This is a genomic window from Acinetobacter sp. YH16038 (genome assembly GCF_013417275.1).
Classification (GTDB): Bacteria; Pseudomonadota; Gammaproteobacteria; order Pseudomonadales; family Moraxellaceae; genus Acinetobacter.
This window is the reverse complement of sequence record NZ_VPEG01000015.1, coordinates 21,011-38,914: the sequence shown is the minus strand read 5'-3', so window position 1 is coordinate 38,914 and position 17,904 is coordinate 21,011. Positions and strand designations below refer to the sequence as shown.

Genomic DNA, 17,904 nt, shown 5'->3' with positions numbered 1-17,904 from the left:
ATAGCGAGATTGCGCCACACCCTCTAAGATTCTGAGATCGAAAAATCATATTTGAAAATACATGTCCAAACTTGCCCGATTAGATGAACTCTTAGAACAGTATTATCAGCTGAAGTATCACACTCAGCCTGAAATTTTAAGCCGTTTACAGGATGTGCAGGCATGGCAAAAGGCACGGATGCAGCGTAGCCATCATCAGCATTTTTCTGAAAAAAATAACCAGCTGATGGCCGAATATTTCCTGAACCGGCTCTACGGTGGCCCGGACTTCGACGCACTGGCCGAGCAGATTGCCCGACTGATGAAATATGCGCACAAGGCAGAAAAAATGATTCCGGAAAATGCCCTGAAAACCGGAACCTCAGGTGTCGAACTGGCGATTCTGGCGGTACAGCTGGATGAACAGGTCGCAATCCAGCTTTTAGAGGATTATCCTGCCAACGCACCATTGACCGATGAAATGATGCGTGTGACCTATCTGAAACTGGATCAGGGTGAGGCGCGCTTGAAACAGCTGGCATTGCTGGATCAGCTGGGTGTTAGCCTGGATAAATATATGCGTTCCTTTGTGGTTTATACCGCCTTCAAGATGTGTAAAGGCGCAGCCAATAAATATCATTTTCAGGTGATGTATGAGTTTATGCAGGACGGTTTCCAGGCCATGAAACCGTTAAAATCGGCAGAAAAATTCGTGCATGACTTTACTGCAATTGAACGCGGCATTATTGAGAAGGTGCATTCAGGTGATCCAACACCATTCCAATAATAGATTCCTTTCCCATCCATGATGAGGAAGGCTTGCAGTCCTGCCTGATCCTGATATTTTCAGGTTTTTAGGGCAGGCCATCGCCAGTGATAAATCATATGAATTATTCGATCACTGGCAGTGAAGATTTCCGCCCATATTCCTATTTTTCTGTATATTATTCATAACAATTGCATCATGATTGCTGAATAACATTCAAGAATCTGTCATTATGCAGGCAATGCAAGATTAACCCGATTGATATGTTAGGAGTGACTCCAATGTCGAATGAAAATCAAACGCCTACCCCTACACCCGAGTCGGCACAACAGACAGACAAAGTGAGCCCATTCTTAACCACTCCGCTTCCGCAAGGCGCTCCACAAGGTCAGCAACAATCTCTAGAACAACGCCTGACCGATACGCCTGTGACTGGAACTGTCCCTAAATATAACCTGCCACGCGGTGCCAATACCGGTAACGTCGGTCCAACCACGCACTTCGGCTACAAGACTGTGAGCAGTGACGAAAAAGCCCAGAAAGTGGCTGAAGTATTCCATTCGGTGGCCAGCAAATACGATATCATGAATGACCTGATGTCATTCGGCATTCACCGTCTGTGGAAACGTTTTGCGATTAATATGTCAGGCGTGCGCCGTGGCCAGCATGTGCTGGATATTGCGGGCGGTACAGGCGACCTGGCCAAAGTATTTAGCCGTGAAGTGGGCCCTACCGGTCATGTAGTACTGTCTGATATTAACGAATCCATGCTGAATGTTGGCCGTGACCGTCTGATTGATGCCGGCTGTACCAATGTTGATTTCGTTCTGGCGAATGCGGAAACATTAGAACCATTTGCCGATAACAGCTTTGATCTGGTAACGATTTCTTTTGGTCTGCGTAACGTCACCGATAAAGATGCAGCACTGGCTGCGATGTATCGCGTACTTAAGCCAGGCGGTCGTTTACTGATTCTGGAATTCTCTAAACCAGTCTTCGAGCCATTCTCAAAACTGTATGACCTGTATTCATTCACCGCTTTACCAATCATGGGTAAAATCGTGGCGAATGATTCAGAAAGCTATAAATACCTGGCTGAATCAATCCGTATGCATCCAGACCAGCGTACTTTAAAAGGCATGATGGAAAATGCTGGCTTCCAGAACTGTGATTACCACAACCTGACCGGTGGTATCGTTGCCGTTCACCGTGGCTTCAAGCTTTAAGGGTCGTACCCGATATGTGGTCACTTCTCGCCCTCGGTGCTGTTGAACGCCTGATTCATCATATGATTGATCTGGATGCGATTACCCGCATTCAGCTCAATACTTTGGCTGGCAAAATGCTGCGGGTGGTCATTACTTCACCGCAGCTGTCCGTCGATGTCTTCTTTGATGAGGGCAAGGTTCGTCTGGAAACAACGCCAACCGGTCATACTGAAGAATCTTCGATTTTTGAACAGCGCCCTTATGAAGCCAATAGTACTCAAATTCCTGAAGCAACGGCGACGCTACAGGTGAATAATGTCGTAGAGCTGCTTAAGCTGCTGCTTGCTGATGAAGTCGGCAATATTCCGCTGCAAGGTGACTATAAAATTCTGCAAGAAATCCAGCGTATTATGCAGCAGGCTGAACCTGATCTGGCGGCGCATTTAAGTCCCTGGATTGGCCCTGCGCTGGCACATGAAATCGGCAAATTGCAACTTGCGCCAAAATATTTGAAGCGTACGTTGCAAAGCCAGTTATTTTTCGCTGAAGATGCCCTGAAAGAAGATAGTGGTCTCTTTGCCCCGCGCTGGCAAATGGATGACCTGAATCAGGATACCCGTATCCTGAACCAGAATTTGGATCGCGTCGAAGCCAAAATCCGTCAGCTTCAGGCACAGATTGAATCTGACGATTCTACTGATCAGCCATTTACTCCTGCTACACCTCATATTCCTTCTCAATACTAGGTACACCGCTTTATGATTCCGCATGTTTCACGTTTACTCGAACTTTGGCGCATCGCCGCGCACTATAGACTCGACACGTTGTTTCCTGCGGAAGAACTTCCTGAGAAAGCCCGACATATTTTATCTTTGATCCGTATGCATCCGGCAGCCTGGTCCAGCCGTGAGCGTAAAAACCCGCTCAAGCTGAAACTGGCATTGGAAGAAATGGGACCACTGGCAATCAAGCTGGGTCAGTTACTTTCGACCCGTCGTGACCTGATTCCACCTGAAGTGCTGCAACAACTGGTTCTGTTACAGGATCAGGTCAAACCCTTTGATAATGATGTCGCCAAGATGCGTATTCAGGAATCCTTAAAAGCGGATGTAAATACCCTGTTCGCCCGATTTGATGTTCAGCCACTGGCAGCCGCCTCGATTGCACAGGTGCATACCGCAGCCCTGCATGATGGCCGTGAAGTGGTCGTCAAAGTGACCCGTCCGAATATTCGACAGCAGATCTTGCAGGATTTTGAAATTCTAAGCTGGCTGGGTGATTTTCTGGAGAAGCGTCTGGAGGCAGCGCGTGCCCTGCATTTGTCTGAAATTATTCAGGACTATCGCCAGATCATTCTGAATGAGCTGGACCTGACGCTGGAAGCGGACAATACCCGCCGTATGCGTCATTACTTCACTGGCTCCAGCATGATGTATGTGCCTGAAGTTTACATGGACAGTAAGGACGTGCTAGTAGCAGAACGGATTACCGGTGTTCCGATTTCAGATATTGCCACCTTTGATGAACTGGGTATGGACCGTGCTGATCTGGCACGTAAAGGTTTAACTATCTTCTTTACTCAGGTCTTCCGCGACAACTTCTTCCATGCGGACATGCATCCAGGCAATGTCTTTGTCGAAACTATCAATCCGGCCAATCCGCGCTTTATTGCGCTGGACTGCGCGATTATGGGAGAGCTGTCTAAGCATGACCAGATGACCGTAGCACGTATGCTGTTGGCGGTCATGAACAGCGACTTCATGCAGCTGATTCAGATTGTGCATCAGGCCGGCTGGATTCCACCGGGTACCGATCAGGACGCGCTAGCACGCGAAATGCGTCGCACCGTGGGTCCAATGGTCTCCAAGCCGATGCATGAACTGGATTTTGCCGGGATTCTGATTCAGGTCATGGACATCGCCCGTCGTTTCCATCTGGAAATCCCGCCACAACTGATGTTGTTACTGAAAACGCTGGTTCATGTAGAAGGTCTGGGAACAGACTTGTATCCTGAACTGGATATCTGGAGTCTGGCGAAACCCATCCTCACCGATTGGGTCAAAGCCCAGATGAATCCGCAAAAGAATATCAAGGAACTCGGACAAAAAATCCCGGATCTGCTTTTGGGCGCGCAGGATTTACCGACCCTGATGATCGACAGCCTGAACGGTCTGAAAAACCAGTCCGCCTGGCATGCCAAGCAGCTCAATGAATTGCAAAGCATGCGCCTGCAAATGGAACATCAGCAAAAGCGTAGCTGGATTTTTGGCAGCATCATGGCTATCCTGCTTTCAATTGCGATCATTTCACCATGGTTTGTGTCAGTGATTTTGATCGTACTGGCAAGCGTACTCGCAGTCTGGCGGATTGCAAAATAACTGAAATAACCTGCTTAAAAGACCTGACATTGTTCAGGTTTTTTTATTTTTCTCCTTCCCTATGACTGCAAAGTCACCTTAGGGTATATCTTGCCATTGGGCTTTGTGACCAGATGCTTAAAATATGTCCTCATTGGTCAAATATGGGTTGAACCTTTATGCAGATTTTACAAAAACATGCGCCTGCTCTGAAAATCCGCGCTGGGCATCAGGCTCGTGAGCTGATTCTGAAAGAAGGTTTGCAACCCGAACAGGTCGATATTGTGCCGGGTGCTGCAGGTGGCCCCAAGGGTATTGGCATTCAGGGACTGGATCAGGCCATTTTTGGCGAGTTTTTCCCCCGTGCCCCTCAGCGTAGAACGCTAGTCGGTTCATCCATTGGCAGCTGGCGTTTTGCCAGTGTCGCAGCATGGGGAGCCAAAGCAGGTACTGAACGTCTTGCCGACTTGTATACCCATCTATACTTTCACAAGAAAATGACCCGTAAGGAGGTCAGTGACGTTTGTCGTGGCATGCTGCTGGATCTGGTACAAGGCAAAGAAACCGATTTAGTGAATCATCCAGATTATCATCTGACGGTATTATCGATTAAAGCCCAGCACATTTTCCAGAGTGACAAGGCGCTCCCCCTACTCGCCTCTGTGGCCGGCATTGTCGGAACTACCGCTGTGGCGCGCAAACATAGTCGCCATTTTATGCAACGTGTGATCAGCCAGCCGAATACCGGTGAACAGTTTAAAATTGCCGATGATGGATTTACTACACATTATCACGCCTTGACTGAGCAAAGTGTTTTGTCCTGGCTGATGGCTTCTGCCTCTATTCCGGGCGTGATGGCAGCAGTCAATAATATTCCGGATGCACCGCAAGGTTATTATCGCGATGGCGGTCTGATTGACTATCATATTGACCTGCCTTTCCAGAGCAAAGGCATCGTGCTGTATCCGCATTTTACTGACAGCATTACTCCCGGCTGGTTCGATAAACTGTTTAAACGCACGGCAAGCCCGGAAAATCAGGCACGAACTTTGCTAATTTCACCCTCTCAGGAATATTTGCAAAGTTTGCCTTTGGGTCGTTTACCGGATCGTAAAGACTTCACTTTAAAAGGTTTGGATCAAGCTCAGCGGATTCAGCTCTGGAAGCAATGTATTGCTGAAAGTCAGCGCCTGGGAGATGAATTTCTGGAACTGGTCGAGAAGCAGAATTTTGCCGATGTGATGCAAAGCCTGTAATGGGCACAGCCTGTACGAATTGTTTGTATAATTGCCTTAATTTTTTGAACTGTTGAGATTTATGCAGAAATTTTTAGTGATCCTGCAATATGCATGTATAGCCTTTGGACTTTATCTAATTTATAGCGTTAGCATGTCGCTGTATACCCAGCAATTTGAGCTGATGGAACTGGTGGCAGATATTGGCACCATTCTGATCTGTCTGGATTTGGGTGTGTTTTTATATACCAGTAAAGGCAAACAAGGCATCACCATGGAAGAGTATGCTAAACAGCTAGAACAACCACCGTCTAAACTGGTTTATGTGACACGTAAACTGGGACATCTGGGTATTTTATTGATTATTACCAGCTGGATTGTTCCAATCGTGAACTCATAAAGATTCAATAAAAAACCTCCCAAAAGGGAGGTTTTTCGTTTAGAGCCTAAAGATTATTTCGAACCTTTAATCCCTGCTTGCAATAACAATGCCCCTAAACCACCAATTTTATTTTCTTGTGGTTTAGTCGCTTGAGGTTTTTTGCCATGCGGGCGGTCACCTTGCGGACGCGCATGCTGTGGACGTTTACCTTGTGGCTTGCGCTCACCGCGTTGCTCATTGTCACGGCGTGGTTGACGTGGTGCTTTCGCTGGCGCTTCGGAACCTTCAGGACGCATCGACAGATTGACACGGTTACGTTCAACATCGACGTTCAGTACACGAACTTGTACGATTTGACCTGGTTTCACCACTTTATGCGGATCAGCCACAAATTCATTCGCCAATTCAGAAATATGTACCAAACCATCCTGATGTACACCAACATCCACGAAAGCACCGAAGTTAGTGACGTTGGTCACTACACCTTCCAGTTGCATGCCTTCAGTCAATTGAGCCACTTTAGTAATATCATCACGGAATTTTGCGGTACGGAATTCTGGACGCGGGTCACGGCCAGGTTTTTCCAGTTCAGCCAAAACGTCCTGAACGGTTGGCAGCCCGAATTTATCATCGACAAACTCTTCTGCATTCACTTGACGAATGATTTCAGTATTACCAATAATATCTTTTACAGTGGTTGCTTTCGCTTCAACAATTTTAGATACCAGTGGATAAGACTCAGGGTGAACTGCAGACGCATCTAGTGGTTCTGAACCTTGCTGGATACGCAAGAAACCCGCTGCCTGTTCAAAAGTACGTTCACCTAGACGTGGCACTTTTTTCAGGTCCTGACGGTTGTCAAAACGGCCATTTTCCTTACGGAAGTCCACGATTTGCTGCGCGATTGATTTGTTCAGACCTGCGATATAACCCAAAATCGCAGCAGATGCAGTATTCACATCCACACCGACCGAGTTCACACAGTCTTCAACGACTGCTTCAAGAGTTTTTGCCAGACCGGTCTGGTTTACATCATGCTGGTACTGACCTACACCAATGGACTTAGGATCGATTTTCACCAGTTCTGCTAATGGATCTTGCAGACGGCGTGCAATTGATACTGCACCACGGATCGATACATCCAGTTCAGGCAATTCCTGAGAAGCCAGTTCAGATGCTGAATAAACAGAAGCACCCGCTTCTGAAACAGAAACACGAGTCAATTTCAGGTCGCTATTTGCAGCCATCATTTCAGCAACCAACGCTTCAGTTTCACGGCTTGCCGTACCATTCCCGATTGCAATCAGGTCAACATTGAATTCGCGGCAAAGACGTGCCAATTCAGCCAGTGAACCTTCTTTATCATCTTTCGGTGCAAATGGGTAAATGGTGCTATGTGCCAATACATCACCTGATTCATTCACCACTGCCAGTTTTACGCCAGTACGGATACCAGGATCTACGCCCAGTGTCGTACGTGCGCCTGCAGGCGCAGAAAGCAGTAGATGACGCAGGTTTTCAGCAAAGACCTGCATTGCTTCAGCTTCAGCAGCCAGACGTTTTTCAGTCAATAATGAATGTTCGATCGTTGGACGAACTTTACCAAGCCAGAACAGTTTCGCAGTTTGCTTTAAGAAATCCTGACGGGATTGCGGCTGAATGGTATCCAGGTTGTATTCAGTTTCAATACGTGCCAATGGTGCATCATCTTCGCCATCTACTTTAAGGCCCAGTACATTTTCCTGACGGCCACGTAGCATTGCCAATAAGCGATGCGAAGGTACCTTGTTCAGATTTTCAGAGAAATCGAAGTAATCACGGAATTTTTTACCAACTTCTTTTTTCTCTTCGCTAGCGACCAGACTTTTCAGCACAGCAGTTTTAGCAAACATTGCTTTAAGTTCAGTGGTCAACGCAATATTCTGTGCCCAGTCATCAATCAGGATGTGCTTGATCGCATCGAGCTGGCTTTCCTGATCTGGATAATCTTCATGGCTAAAGCCCGCTAAAGCTTCTGCTGGATCCACGGCTTCAGTAAAGATTTTTTCTGCAATCGGACCTAAACCGGCTTCTTTGGCTTTAAACGATTTGCTGGTACGTTTTGGACGGTATGGTGCGTAAATTTCTTCTAGGGCATTTTTAGTTTCTGCCGCATTCACCCGTGCCAATAAATCATCAGATAATTTATTTTGTTCTTTTAGTGATTCGATCACCTTTTCACGGCGTTCATACAAATCACGCAAATACGATAAACGTGTATCGAGCTGGCGTAGTTGCGTATCGTCTAAGCCCTGCGTTACTTCTTTACGGTAACGTGCAATGAAAGGAACGCTGGCACCCTCATCAATCAGTTTGATGGCAGCTTCTACTTGATTTGGACGTACGGCAAGTTCTTTTGCCAACTGCTGAACTAAGTCAGTCATCGTGTTTGATCCCACAAGGATAAGTACTAAATGGCATGATTATAAAGACCAGGTCTATAAAATCCACCATTGTTTTTATTAATTTATATAAGCTTCAGATAACCGTATACGATCGTTTTCCAGTTTTTCCACTAAAGTTTGCATGAACTTTGCATTTTATTCTTGTTCCGAGACGATTTTTTTCGCATATAGATGTATATATTTGGTATCTATGTCTTGATTTTAACTGCAATATTTGATGCTTTAGAGCATAGTCAATTAATAGTAATGAATCGTATACTCAAAGCATATTTCATTTTTTGTTTATGACGACAATAAAGAATAAAGGAGCACCTCATGAGTTTAGTGGTACCTGCTGAAAAACCCGATGCTGTACATACCGAAACCGACCGGGTCGAGCGCATCCTGGTTGTCGATGATGATGTGCGTCTGCGTACCCTGTTACAACGTTTCCTTGAAGATAAAGGCTTCGTCGTTAAAACTGCGCACGATGCTACCCAGATGGATCGACTATTACAGCGGGAACTGTTTTCTCTGATTGTGCTCGATTTTATGTTGCCTGTAGAAGACGGCCTCAGCATCTGTCGTCGCCTACGCCAGTCGAATATTGATATTCCAATCATTATGCTCACCGCACGTGGCAGCGATTCAGATCGTATTGCAGGTCTGGAAGCCGGTGCAGATGATTACCTGCCTAAACCATTTAATCCAAATGAATTGCTGGCACGTATCCGTGCAGTTTTGCGTCGTCAAGTCCGTGAAGTTCCAGGCGCTCCTAGCCAGCAAATGGAAGTGGTATCCTTTGGCCCCTGGTCACTGGATCTGTCGACACGTACTCTGACTCGTGAAGGACAGGTGGTGACCTTAACTACCGGTGAATTTGCAGTATTAAAAGCGCTGGTACAACACCCACGTGAACCTTTAACGCGTGACAAGCTGATGAATCTGGCACGTGGCCGTGAATGGGGTGCGATGGAACGTTCAATTGACGTTCAGGTATCACGCTTACGTCGTTTGATTGAAGAAAACCCTGCCCGTGCGCGTTATATTCAAACCGTTTGGGGTGTCGGTTATGTGTTTGTTCCAGATGGTGCTGAATAATTTTCTTATTAGAAGAAAGTAAAATATTCGTCCGTCTATCAATTTAGTTTTTAATTACGTGACAAATTCATTCGCAACTGTTTGAGGCAGGAGGTATTCATCTCTAATGTTTCTGCGATAAATTGATTACTTGCCGCAATTTGACGAGTTTTGCGAATGAAAATGGTTTTGCCTATTTTTGCCGAAACAAAAGTAGGTCGAACCGAAGGTTTTAACCTATATCTAAATTACAGATGGTTTGACTCCGGTGTGATAAGGCCTTTTAATCAACTCATAATAATTTGCTGAAGTCATAGCACAGGATTGCTCAGTGAAACTCGACCCCATCGACCCACAAAAATTTACCGATTTTGTCAGCTACTCAGAAAAAAAACGCACCCCTTGGGAACGCTTTCTGGACAAGATCAAGCCGCGCTCTGCAGCAATGCGAACCACTGTACTGGTGGTCTTTGTGGTCTGTTTCAGCCTGTTCATGTCAATCTGGTTTTTCTGGCGCACACTTTATTTACCTGAAATTCAGCAACACGCGCGTTATCTGGCCATGGAGCTGGAAATTCTCAACAATTCGGACCTGCGTCTTTATCATAAAGAACAGGAAGTCGATATTGATACCTGGCTCAAAAACCGGATCGGAATCGAATATGTCACCAATCCGGCTGAATATCCGAATGTAAAAGACAAGGTCATTGCCGAATTCTTTACTAACCAGATTGAAACCAAACTGGCCAAAGAATTAAGAATCGAACAGGCAACCGTTTATTTCCAGTTCAAGCCAAGTCCACGCATCTGGATTCAAACTCCAGAAATGAATGGCAACTGGGTACGTGAGCCTCTTAAAACCTATGCCAACTATAGTCCTGAACTGATTCTAGGCTGGCTGCTTGGCACGCCACTCATTGCTGGCATTATTATCCTGACCCTGGTGCGTCAGCTAAACCGCCCTTTACGCCGCTTGCAGAATGCAGCAAACAGCTATAGTAAAAATGGTTCCGCTCCTTATCTGGATACCAATCATGGTCCGCTGGAAATCCGTCAGGTGAATCATGCCTTTAACCAGATGATTTATACCTTGGATCAAACCGAGCGTGATCGTCGAATCATGCTCGCGGGGATTTCACATGACCTGCGTACACCGTTGACCCGTATCCGTCTTAGCGCAGAAATGATGCCGGATGAAGACTTTCTCAAGGAAGGCCTGATTTATGACGTCGAGGATATGGATGCCATTCTGAACCAGTTCATTTCCTATATGCGGGATGGTTCCGATGAAGAGCTGCAAGAAACCAATGTCAATGTGCTGTTGCAGGAACTGGTCAAGCAGTTTAAGCCACTTGATATTCGCTTTACACCTCAAGAGATACCGCTGGTTGAGGTACGCAGCATGTCGCTGAAACGCCTGATTGGTAACCTGATCAACAACTCAAAACGCTATGGTGCGGAACCGATCGAGCTGGCTGCCTATGTGCAGGACCATAAACTGATGATCAGTGTGGCCGATCATGGTGAAGGGATTCCAGAAGACCAGATTGAAGCACTGATGCAACCCTTTGTTCGTGGAAATTCTGCGCGTACCGTACAAGGCAGTGGTCTGGGTCTGGCAATTGTCAAGCGTATTGTTGATATTCACTCAGGTGAGCTGCATATCCAGAATCGGCCTGAAGGCGGTCTGGAAGCCATTATCGCCTTACCCCTGAAAACAGCAGATTCCGAGGCACCCGCTGCCCCAACCACCTTAGATAAAATTCGTCAAACGCTCACTGATCACTTCTAGTAAGTGATCATAAAAGCAACAAACGACTTTTTAGTATTTCTATATAATTCATTTTAATTTTTAATAATTCAATCATTTAAAAAACATCATTTTTCATTATACCTACATTTAGCTAAAAAATTAGACCTTAGCCTAACACCTATGCAAAATACATTTTTTGATCGGTACAATCCGTATCATTATTTAAGAATTTATGAGAGTTGAAATGTCTTTAGATCGTATCCGTTTAGCCTCCCTACACAACAAAGTCATCAGCCCTGAACAAGCTGCTGAATTCATCGAAGATGGTATGACTGTGGGTATGAGTGGCTTTACTCGCGCTGGTGAAGCGAAGGCGGTTCCTTTAGCTTTGGTACAACGCGCAAAAGCAAATCCACTGAAAATCACGTTGATCACAGGTGCATCACTCGGTAACGATTTGGACAAGCAACTCACTGAAGCAGGCGTATTGGCACGTCGTTTACCATTCCAGGTAGATAGCACTTTACGTAAAGCGATCAACAAAGGTGAAGTGATGTTCATCGATCAGCATTTGTCTGAAACCGTTGAACAGATGCGTAACCAGCAGTTGAAAAAACCTGATGTGGCGGTAATTGAAGCGGTTGCGATCACTGAAGATGGCGGCATCATTCCAACAACTTCTGTAGGTAACTCTGCAAGTTTTGCAATTTTTGCTGAGAAAGTGATTGTTGAAATCAACACGAATTTAAGTCCTGCATTTGAAGGCTTGCACGACATCTACATCCCGACTTACCGTCCAACACGTCAAGCAATTCCATTGACTCAAGTGGATGAGCGTATCGGTACACATGCAATCAATATTGATCCTTCAAAAATCGTGGGTATCGTATTCAACAATGAATTGCATGACTCTCCATCAACTGTAACTGCACCAGATGATGAGACTCAATCAATTGCTAACCACTTGATCGCTTTCTTTGAAAAAGAAGTAGCTGAAGAGCGTTTACCGAAAAACCTTGGCCCTCTTCAAGCAGGGATCGGTTCCATTGCAAACGCCGTATTGACGGGTCTGAAAGATTCAAACTTCGAAGACTTGATCATGTACTCAGAAGTACTGCAAGACTGTACGTTTGAATTGATCGATGCCGGTAAAATGAAGTTTGCTTCAGGTTCTTCTATTACACTTTCTGCTAAATATGGCGAAAAAGTATTTAACAACCTTGAGCACTACAAAGACAAACTTGTATTACGTCCACAGGAAATTTCAAACCATCCTGAACTGGTACGCCGTTTAGGTATTATCGGCATCAACACTGCACTTGAGTTTGATATTTACGGTAACGTGAACTCAACTCACGTATGTGGTACCAAAATGATGAACGGTATTGGTGGTTCAGGTGACTTCGCGCGTAATGCCCACTTGGCGATCTTCGTAACCAAATCAATCGCGAAAGGTGGCGACATCTCTTCTGTAGTGCCGTTTGCTTCACATATCGACCATGCAGAACACGATGTTGATATCCTTGTGACTGAACAAGGTCTTGCAGATCTTCGTGGTTTGGCTCCGCGTGAGCGTGCACGTGCGATCATCGACAACTGTGCCCACCCAATGTACCGAGATGCATTGAATGACTACTTCGACCGTGCATGTGCAAAAGGTGGCCATACACCTCACCTGCTTCGTGAAGCATTGTCTTGGCACTCTAACTTTGAAGAAAATGGTCATATGCTTGCAGTAGAAGCTGCAGTCAAAACTGCTTAATTGACCGCTTCAGAAAACGCCCCACGGGGCGTTTTTTTATGGGAAAAATAATAAATAAACAAAGACAAATCTATCCATAAGAATCTGATCAGCTTAACTTCTTAAATATTTTGAATGATTAAAAAACTGCACTTAGTCTGGATGCAGGGCTTTAAATTCCAGTTCTTCACCCTCATACTTCTAACAAGACAAAGATTAGAGACATGACATGCGCGTAGATATTTGGTCAGATGTGGTCTGCCCTTTTTGCTATATTGGTAAAAAACGGCTGGAAGCTGCTGCAAAGGAAAGCGGAATTGAACTTGAAGTCCATTGGCATAGTTTTCAGCTAGATCCTGAAGCGCCAGTCCGTCAGGAAGTTTCCAACTCTGAGCGTTTGGCACAAAAATATGGCCGTTCAGTGGCAGAAGTTGAAGACATGCAGCGCAATATCGCAGCCATGGCCAAACAGGAAGGCATTGAATTTAACTGGGAAGGTGCCAACTCTGGCAATACCTTGAATGCGCATCGCATCATTCACCTGGCACAAAGCAAAGGCTTGGGCAATGAAGCTCAGGAAGCTTTTTTCTACAGCTATATGACGCAAGGCCTGCCAATTGGTGAACGTGAAACGTTGGAAGATGTCGCGGCGCGTATTGGCCTGAACCCGGTTGAAGTAGATGATTTACTCGACTCGGATGAATTTGCGGATTTTGTTAAGTTTGACCAGGAAGTAGCACGTGACCAGCTCAAAGTTACCGGTGTTCCGTTCTTTGTATTTGATCAACGCATTGCTTTGGCAGGTGCCCAGCCGAAAGAAGTCTTTCTACAAGTTCTTGAAAAAGCTTTAGAGGAACCACAACAACAGCCAGCAGCTGATCAGTGTTCTACAGATGCTTGTGATGTTCCAGCAAAGCCTGAGTAAAAACTAAATCAAAAAATCCCCATTTAAGATGGGGATTTTTTGATGAATGATGTGAATTATTCAACCAGAAAACTGATCTTTAGATTGACACGATATTCGGTAATTTTATTGTCATTAATCACGACTTTCTGTTCATTGATCCAGGCACCTTGAACATTTTTAATCGTTTCTGTGACTTTCGCGATGCCACTTTGAATTGCATCCTCAAAGCTTTTACTACTGCTTGAATTGACTTCTACCACTTTTGCAATTGCCATGATTCAACACTCACTCTGTGAAGATAGAAGCATTCATCTTAGTCGATTTAAATTTCTCTACAGCTCCTAGCAAACAAGTAATAGCAAAAACTTACAGGGAATGAACAAATACTGATCTGCCCTTACTGCTTTAAAAAAAATTTAAATCTGGATCTCTAGTTTTAAATAATCAACAAATAAATGTTTGCTTAAAAGCTTCTAAAACATCTAAAAAATGTATAAAAAACAATCCAAAACCATCTAGAGCAAATATTCTAATATATTGTTTTATAGAGTATTTTATCTAAATTTAGTTGCTTTTCTTGCCGATTTGATCATTTTTTATTAATTGCCATTTGATATTATTTTTCACGTGATTTAAGACTAATTTTTTCCTTGTTCAAGCTCTTGAACATCCAGATATCAAAAGGTCATGTTATGAAAACTGTTAAATTTTTATGCGCAGCAACTGTGATGGCTTTTTCTCTACAAGCTTCAGCACAAATGGCTCAAGTGGTTTATCTTCCAGATTTCCCTGTGAGCAAAGCTCCAGTTAAAACTGTAGCTACAGATACTGCAACTGCAGAAACTGAAAAAGCGGCTTAAGTCTTTAAGCAAAATCTCCCAGCAGGCTGAATTATTCAGCCTGTTTTTATTTCAGGGCTTCGAAAATTTAACTTGTTCTTCTATTTAAAGAGCATTAAAAACCTCATTATTTTTTATTTTATTTTGATTTCGTTCACTTTTTATTCAAAAACAACTACCAAATTCGCTTAAAAAATACTCAAAATAATCAAGTATTTTTTCAATCAGATGCTTATAATCAGAACCTGATCTTTTATGGATTTCAGACTTTCTTGTTATGAACCAGCTTCAAGCATTAATACAGGGAAAAATTTCTCCGCAGGCAATTTCTGTGGATTTTTTGATTGAAATGGCTGAGCGTTATCCAGATCCCAACTCTACCGAATATAAACTGGTAGAACTTGCAGTCAATATGATCATGGCCAAGTCACTGGATAAAGCACTCAAATATATCTAGAGAGCTAAAATGAATGCTTTAGAAAAAGCAAAATTAATTAAAGAATTAAATGAATTGGGGCAGCAATTAGAACATAAATCCCTCAGTTTATATGAAGCCGCCCGAACCAAAAAAAGACTCCAGGATATTTTTCATCTCTGTGATGAACCTGTTTTTAAAAATCAGATTTTAAGTTTTAAATCCCGTGTTCAGCCGGAGATGGCAGCGCATCAGTTTGCAGCAAGCACCCAGTTTCATCACCGTTATCGCGGTTATTTCAAGGATACTGTCCAGTTGCAACAGGCACTGACTGCGCATAGAGAAACAGGCTGGGCCTTTTTGCATCAGCCACAACAAGGCTGGCAAATCTGGCTGGGTCCTGTAGAGCAATCTGATTTTTTACATAGTGAATGGGATGAATTAGCAAATTGCCATCACTGGCTTTTACAGCAACAAGGCGCATATTTTCCTCTCGATCCCCAACTGGATATTCCGGCTTTATCTGTTCAGGATGCCGAATTCGATACGCTTACCCTGGAAATCGCGCGTTATCATCAGGGCAGTTTGCAGATCCAGACCAAGATCACTGCACCTCAATTGTCTAAAACAATTAAACCTGATTTAGACAGAGCAACTAGCGAAACAGAAGAAGCTAAAACAGCTGAGCTGTCTATAGAAATAGACAACACGGATAGTTCATCCTCTATTTTGATAATAGATGAAAATATTAATTTTCCTGAATCTATACAGCTAGGTAAATTCTCTGCCCTGCTGCATCCCTTAGAACATGCTGGAGCGACTATACGGCGTCTCTGTGCCCTAGAATTACAACCGACTGTCTCCCAACCGGCCGATCTGGAAATAGCGCTATATTATGCCGAGGAAGAGCACTGGCAGGCACGTCCTGTTTATCTCTCCATGCAGACCGATCAGCAAGGGCAAGGTCTGAAATATCTGATGCTCTTAGGCGCACCGAGCCTCTTGCAGGCCAATTCCTGTATCCAGCACTGGGGCACGCAACGTGGACGGCGTTGTATAGAGATAAAATCCATATCATGGGCAGCTTTAGGTGCCTGTCTTGATCAGATAGATCTTTTCAGTGAAATATATCTGCAACAAGCCGAAACGGTCTGGATGCCTGAGGAAAGCTATGCCTATATTCCGGCTCGGTGTATTCATCAAAAGAAATTTATCAATTTTGAGGAAGCGCCCGCTGATTTTTCTACTCCAATTTTATTGCTACAGGAACATCAGAAAATTCGGGTGATTCATGGAGAACGTCGCCTGGCATTGTCCAATCAGGAAATCGCTTATCCTTATTTAATGCTCAAACGTGATAAGGATTTGAATTGGCAAAAAATTCATCAAATTGTTTTAGGATTGTCACAGCCGGTACGGGTTTTAGATCTTTATATGGCAATTCAGGCACAAATCATTAAATAATTGATGTAGTTATGTAGTTTATCCTTGCTTTTTTTCCTTATTTTTTAGAAAACTAGCGCAGTAAATAAAATACGATAAGAGCAAGAATCAACTCATGCGAATAAACCAAATTACTCGAATCTTATTGCTATCACTTGGCGTGGGATTAAGTAGTAGCCCAGTTTGGGCAGAAGCATCTCCTACAGAACCTGCAGAAACAGAACAGCCTACAGGTACAGGTACAGGTACAGGTACAGGTACAGGTACAGGTACAGGTACAGGTACAGGTACAGGTACAGGTACAGGTACAGGTACAGGTACAGGTACAGGTACAGGTACAGGTACAGGTACAGGTATTTTAGATCAGATTCCACGCTTGATCGATGCCACGCCTACGATTTTACCTGAACAGTCAGACGAAGCGATGGTGCCCACCACCGAAGAAACAGAAGATAAATCTTGGGCTGACAAAAAGCAGAAAAGAATCCGTGAATGGACAGACCGCACCGCACATAAGATTGATAACTGGTTTGGCCAGACCAACCCGGATGAGCCAGCAACTGCGACTTTGCGAATCATCCTGGATAATAGCTGGGACAAATATGAAAACTATGAAATCAAGCCGAGGATTCGAGGAAAAATCAAGCTTCCAACCTTGGAACAAAAGTTAAGTCTGGTCTTTGGTGATGACAGCCTGGATAACGAACTGGATAGTAATGTCGCAATTACCAATGAAAATCCTGGCAATGCCCGGGATAAAAATCTGGATATTCGCCGTACCCGTGAAAACAACAGCTCGTTTGCACTACGCTGGTCAGAATTTTCAAATGGCCTACCTTTCGATAGCGATCTGGATCTGGGGGTACGTTCTGGGGATGATATCTATGTACGGGCCAAAATCAGCAAAGACTGGGCGATGCAGAATGACTTCTCTTTTCATGCCGAACAGATTTATCGCTATGGATTGCAGAGTGAAAATTATTTGCGGACCAACCTGGAACTGATCCATGCTCGTCCCAATGAGGCCTTTTTTTCCAATCAGTTAAGTTTAACCTATGCAGATGAGCAGGAAGACGATTTGACCTGGGACAACTATACCTTCAGACAGCATCAATTTTTCCAGGGCAACCGCTTTAACTATGGCATCTATACGGGCGGCTATCTGGATGATAAAGATTTACGCTTAAATCGCTGGGGACCTTATGTGTCCTGGAGACAGCCTTTCTTACGTGAATGGTTCTTTGTGCAAGGCGACCTGAACTATCTGAATGATGACCGACTGGACCGAAGCCATTATCTGGGTGCAATGGTACGTCTTGAGGCCATTTTCTAAATTTGAACAAATCCGAAACTATAAAAGCCCATAAAATATGGGC

Annotated in this window: 16 protein-coding genes; 14 read left to right on the top strand and 2 right to left on the bottom strand. The window is 44.3% G+C overall.

Annotation, left to right across the window (positions count from 1 at the left end; genetic code table 11):
- The first annotated feature begins 61 nt into the window (after positions 1–61).
- The 6 genes from FTV34_RS08230 to FTV34_RS08205 all read left to right on the top strand — a co-directional run bounded on the left by FTV34_RS08230 (position 62) and on the right by FTV34_RS08205 (position 5,945).
- A complete protein-coding gene (locus FTV34_RS08230; protein WP_180069898.1) occupies positions 62–766 on the top strand; it encodes a hypothetical protein in 705 nt (234 codons plus the stop codon).
- 260 nt (positions 767–1,026) lie between these two features.
- Positions 1,027–1,971 (top strand): bifunctional demethylmenaquinone methyltransferase/2-methoxy-6-polyprenyl-1,4-benzoquinol methylase UbiE, encoded by a 945-nt coding sequence (ubiE, locus tag FTV34_RS08225; RefSeq protein ID WP_005232491.1) that lies wholly within the window; start codon positions 1,027–1,029, stop codon positions 1,969–1,971.
- Positions 1,972–1,985: 14 nt separating this feature from the next.
- The gene (locus FTV34_RS08220) at positions 1,986–2,699 is read left to right on the top strand and encodes an SCP2 domain-containing protein (RefSeq protein WP_180069897.1); all 714 of its coding nucleotides are present in this window, start codon (positions 1,986–1,988) and stop codon (positions 2,697–2,699) included.
- Positions 2,700–2,711: 12 nt separating this feature from the next.
- Positions 2,712–4,331, top strand: coding sequence for an AarF/ABC1/UbiB kinase family protein (locus tag FTV34_RS08215; RefSeq protein WP_159123429.1), 1,620 nt, complete (start codon positions 2,712–2,714; stop codon positions 4,329–4,331).
- 158 nt (positions 4,332–4,489) lie between these two features.
- Complete coding sequence (locus FTV34_RS08210) at positions 4,490–5,566, top strand: patatin-like phospholipase family protein (protein ID WP_180002535.1); 1,077 nt, start codon at positions 4,490–4,492, stop codon at positions 5,564–5,566.
- A 61-nt stretch (positions 5,567–5,627) separates the two neighbouring features.
- A complete protein-coding gene (locus FTV34_RS08205) occupies positions 5,628–5,945 on the top strand; it encodes a hypothetical protein (protein WP_159123431.1) in 318 nt (105 codons plus the stop codon).
- Between the two features lie 53 nt (positions 5,946–5,998).
- On the opposite strand, the gene FTV34_RS08200 is transcribed toward FTV34_RS08205, so the two are convergent.
- Positions 5,999–8,350 (bottom strand): Tex family protein, encoded by a 2,352-nt coding sequence (locus FTV34_RS08200; protein ID WP_180069896.1) that lies wholly within the window; start codon positions 8,348–8,350, stop codon positions 5,999–6,001.
- 336 nt (positions 8,351–8,686) lie between these two features.
- Between FTV34_RS08200 and ompR the strand changes: the two genes are divergently transcribed.
- The 4 genes from ompR (at position 8,687) to FTV34_RS08180 (ending at position 13,849) form a co-directional block, all read left to right on the top strand.
- Complete coding sequence (gene ompR / locus FTV34_RS08195; protein WP_004781707.1) at positions 8,687–9,451, top strand: two-component system response regulator OmpR; 765 nt, start codon at positions 8,687–8,689, stop codon at positions 9,449–9,451.
- 310 nt (positions 9,452–9,761) lie between these two features.
- Complete coding sequence (locus FTV34_RS08190) at positions 9,762–11,222, top strand: ATP-binding protein (RefSeq protein WP_180011859.1); 1,461 nt, start codon at positions 9,762–9,764, stop codon at positions 11,220–11,222.
- Between the two features lie 205 nt (positions 11,223–11,427).
- Positions 11,428–12,945, top strand: a complete 1,518-nt coding sequence (locus tag FTV34_RS08185; RefSeq protein WP_159123434.1) for an acetyl-CoA hydrolase/transferase family protein — start codon at positions 11,428–11,430, stop codon at positions 12,943–12,945.
- Between the two features lie 208 nt (positions 12,946–13,153).
- Positions 13,154–13,849, top strand: a complete 696-nt coding sequence (locus FTV34_RS08180; protein ID WP_159123435.1) for a DsbA family oxidoreductase — start codon at positions 13,154–13,156, stop codon at positions 13,847–13,849.
- Positions 13,850–13,905: 56 nt separating this feature from the next.
- On the opposite strand, the gene FTV34_RS08175 is transcribed toward FTV34_RS08180, so the two are convergent.
- Positions 13,906–14,106, bottom strand: coding sequence for a dodecin family protein (locus tag FTV34_RS08175; RefSeq protein WP_179991974.1), 201 nt, complete (start codon positions 14,104–14,106; stop codon positions 13,906–13,908).
- Between the two features lie 417 nt (positions 14,107–14,523).
- Here FTV34_RS08175 and FTV34_RS08170 point away from each other — a divergent pair, with 417 nt between their 5' ends.
- The 4 genes from FTV34_RS08170 (at position 14,524) to FTV34_RS08155 (ending at position 17,861) form a co-directional block, all read left to right on the top strand.
- On the top strand, positions 14,524–14,691 hold the full coding sequence (locus FTV34_RS08170) for a hypothetical protein (protein WP_166134776.1): 168 nt from the start codon (positions 14,524–14,526) through the stop codon (positions 14,689–14,691).
- A gap of 256 nt (positions 14,692–14,947) precedes the next feature.
- Positions 14,948–15,127 carry a hypothetical protein gene (locus tag FTV34_RS08165; protein ID WP_004781696.1) on the top strand — a complete coding sequence of 60 codons (180 nt, stop codon included), beginning with the start codon at positions 14,948–14,950 and terminating at the stop codon, positions 15,125–15,127.
- A 9-nt stretch (positions 15,128–15,136) separates the two neighbouring features.
- Positions 15,137–16,549: a hypothetical protein gene (locus FTV34_RS08160; protein ID WP_180025232.1), complete on the top strand. Its 1,413-nt coding sequence runs from the start codon at positions 15,137–15,139 to the stop codon at positions 16,547–16,549.
- Positions 16,550–16,643: 94 nt separating this feature from the next.
- Positions 16,644–17,861 (top strand): hypothetical protein, encoded by a 1,218-nt coding sequence (locus FTV34_RS08155; protein ID WP_180069895.1) that lies wholly within the window; start codon positions 16,644–16,646, stop codon positions 17,859–17,861.
- The last annotated feature ends 43 nt before the right edge of the window (positions 17,862–17,904 follow it).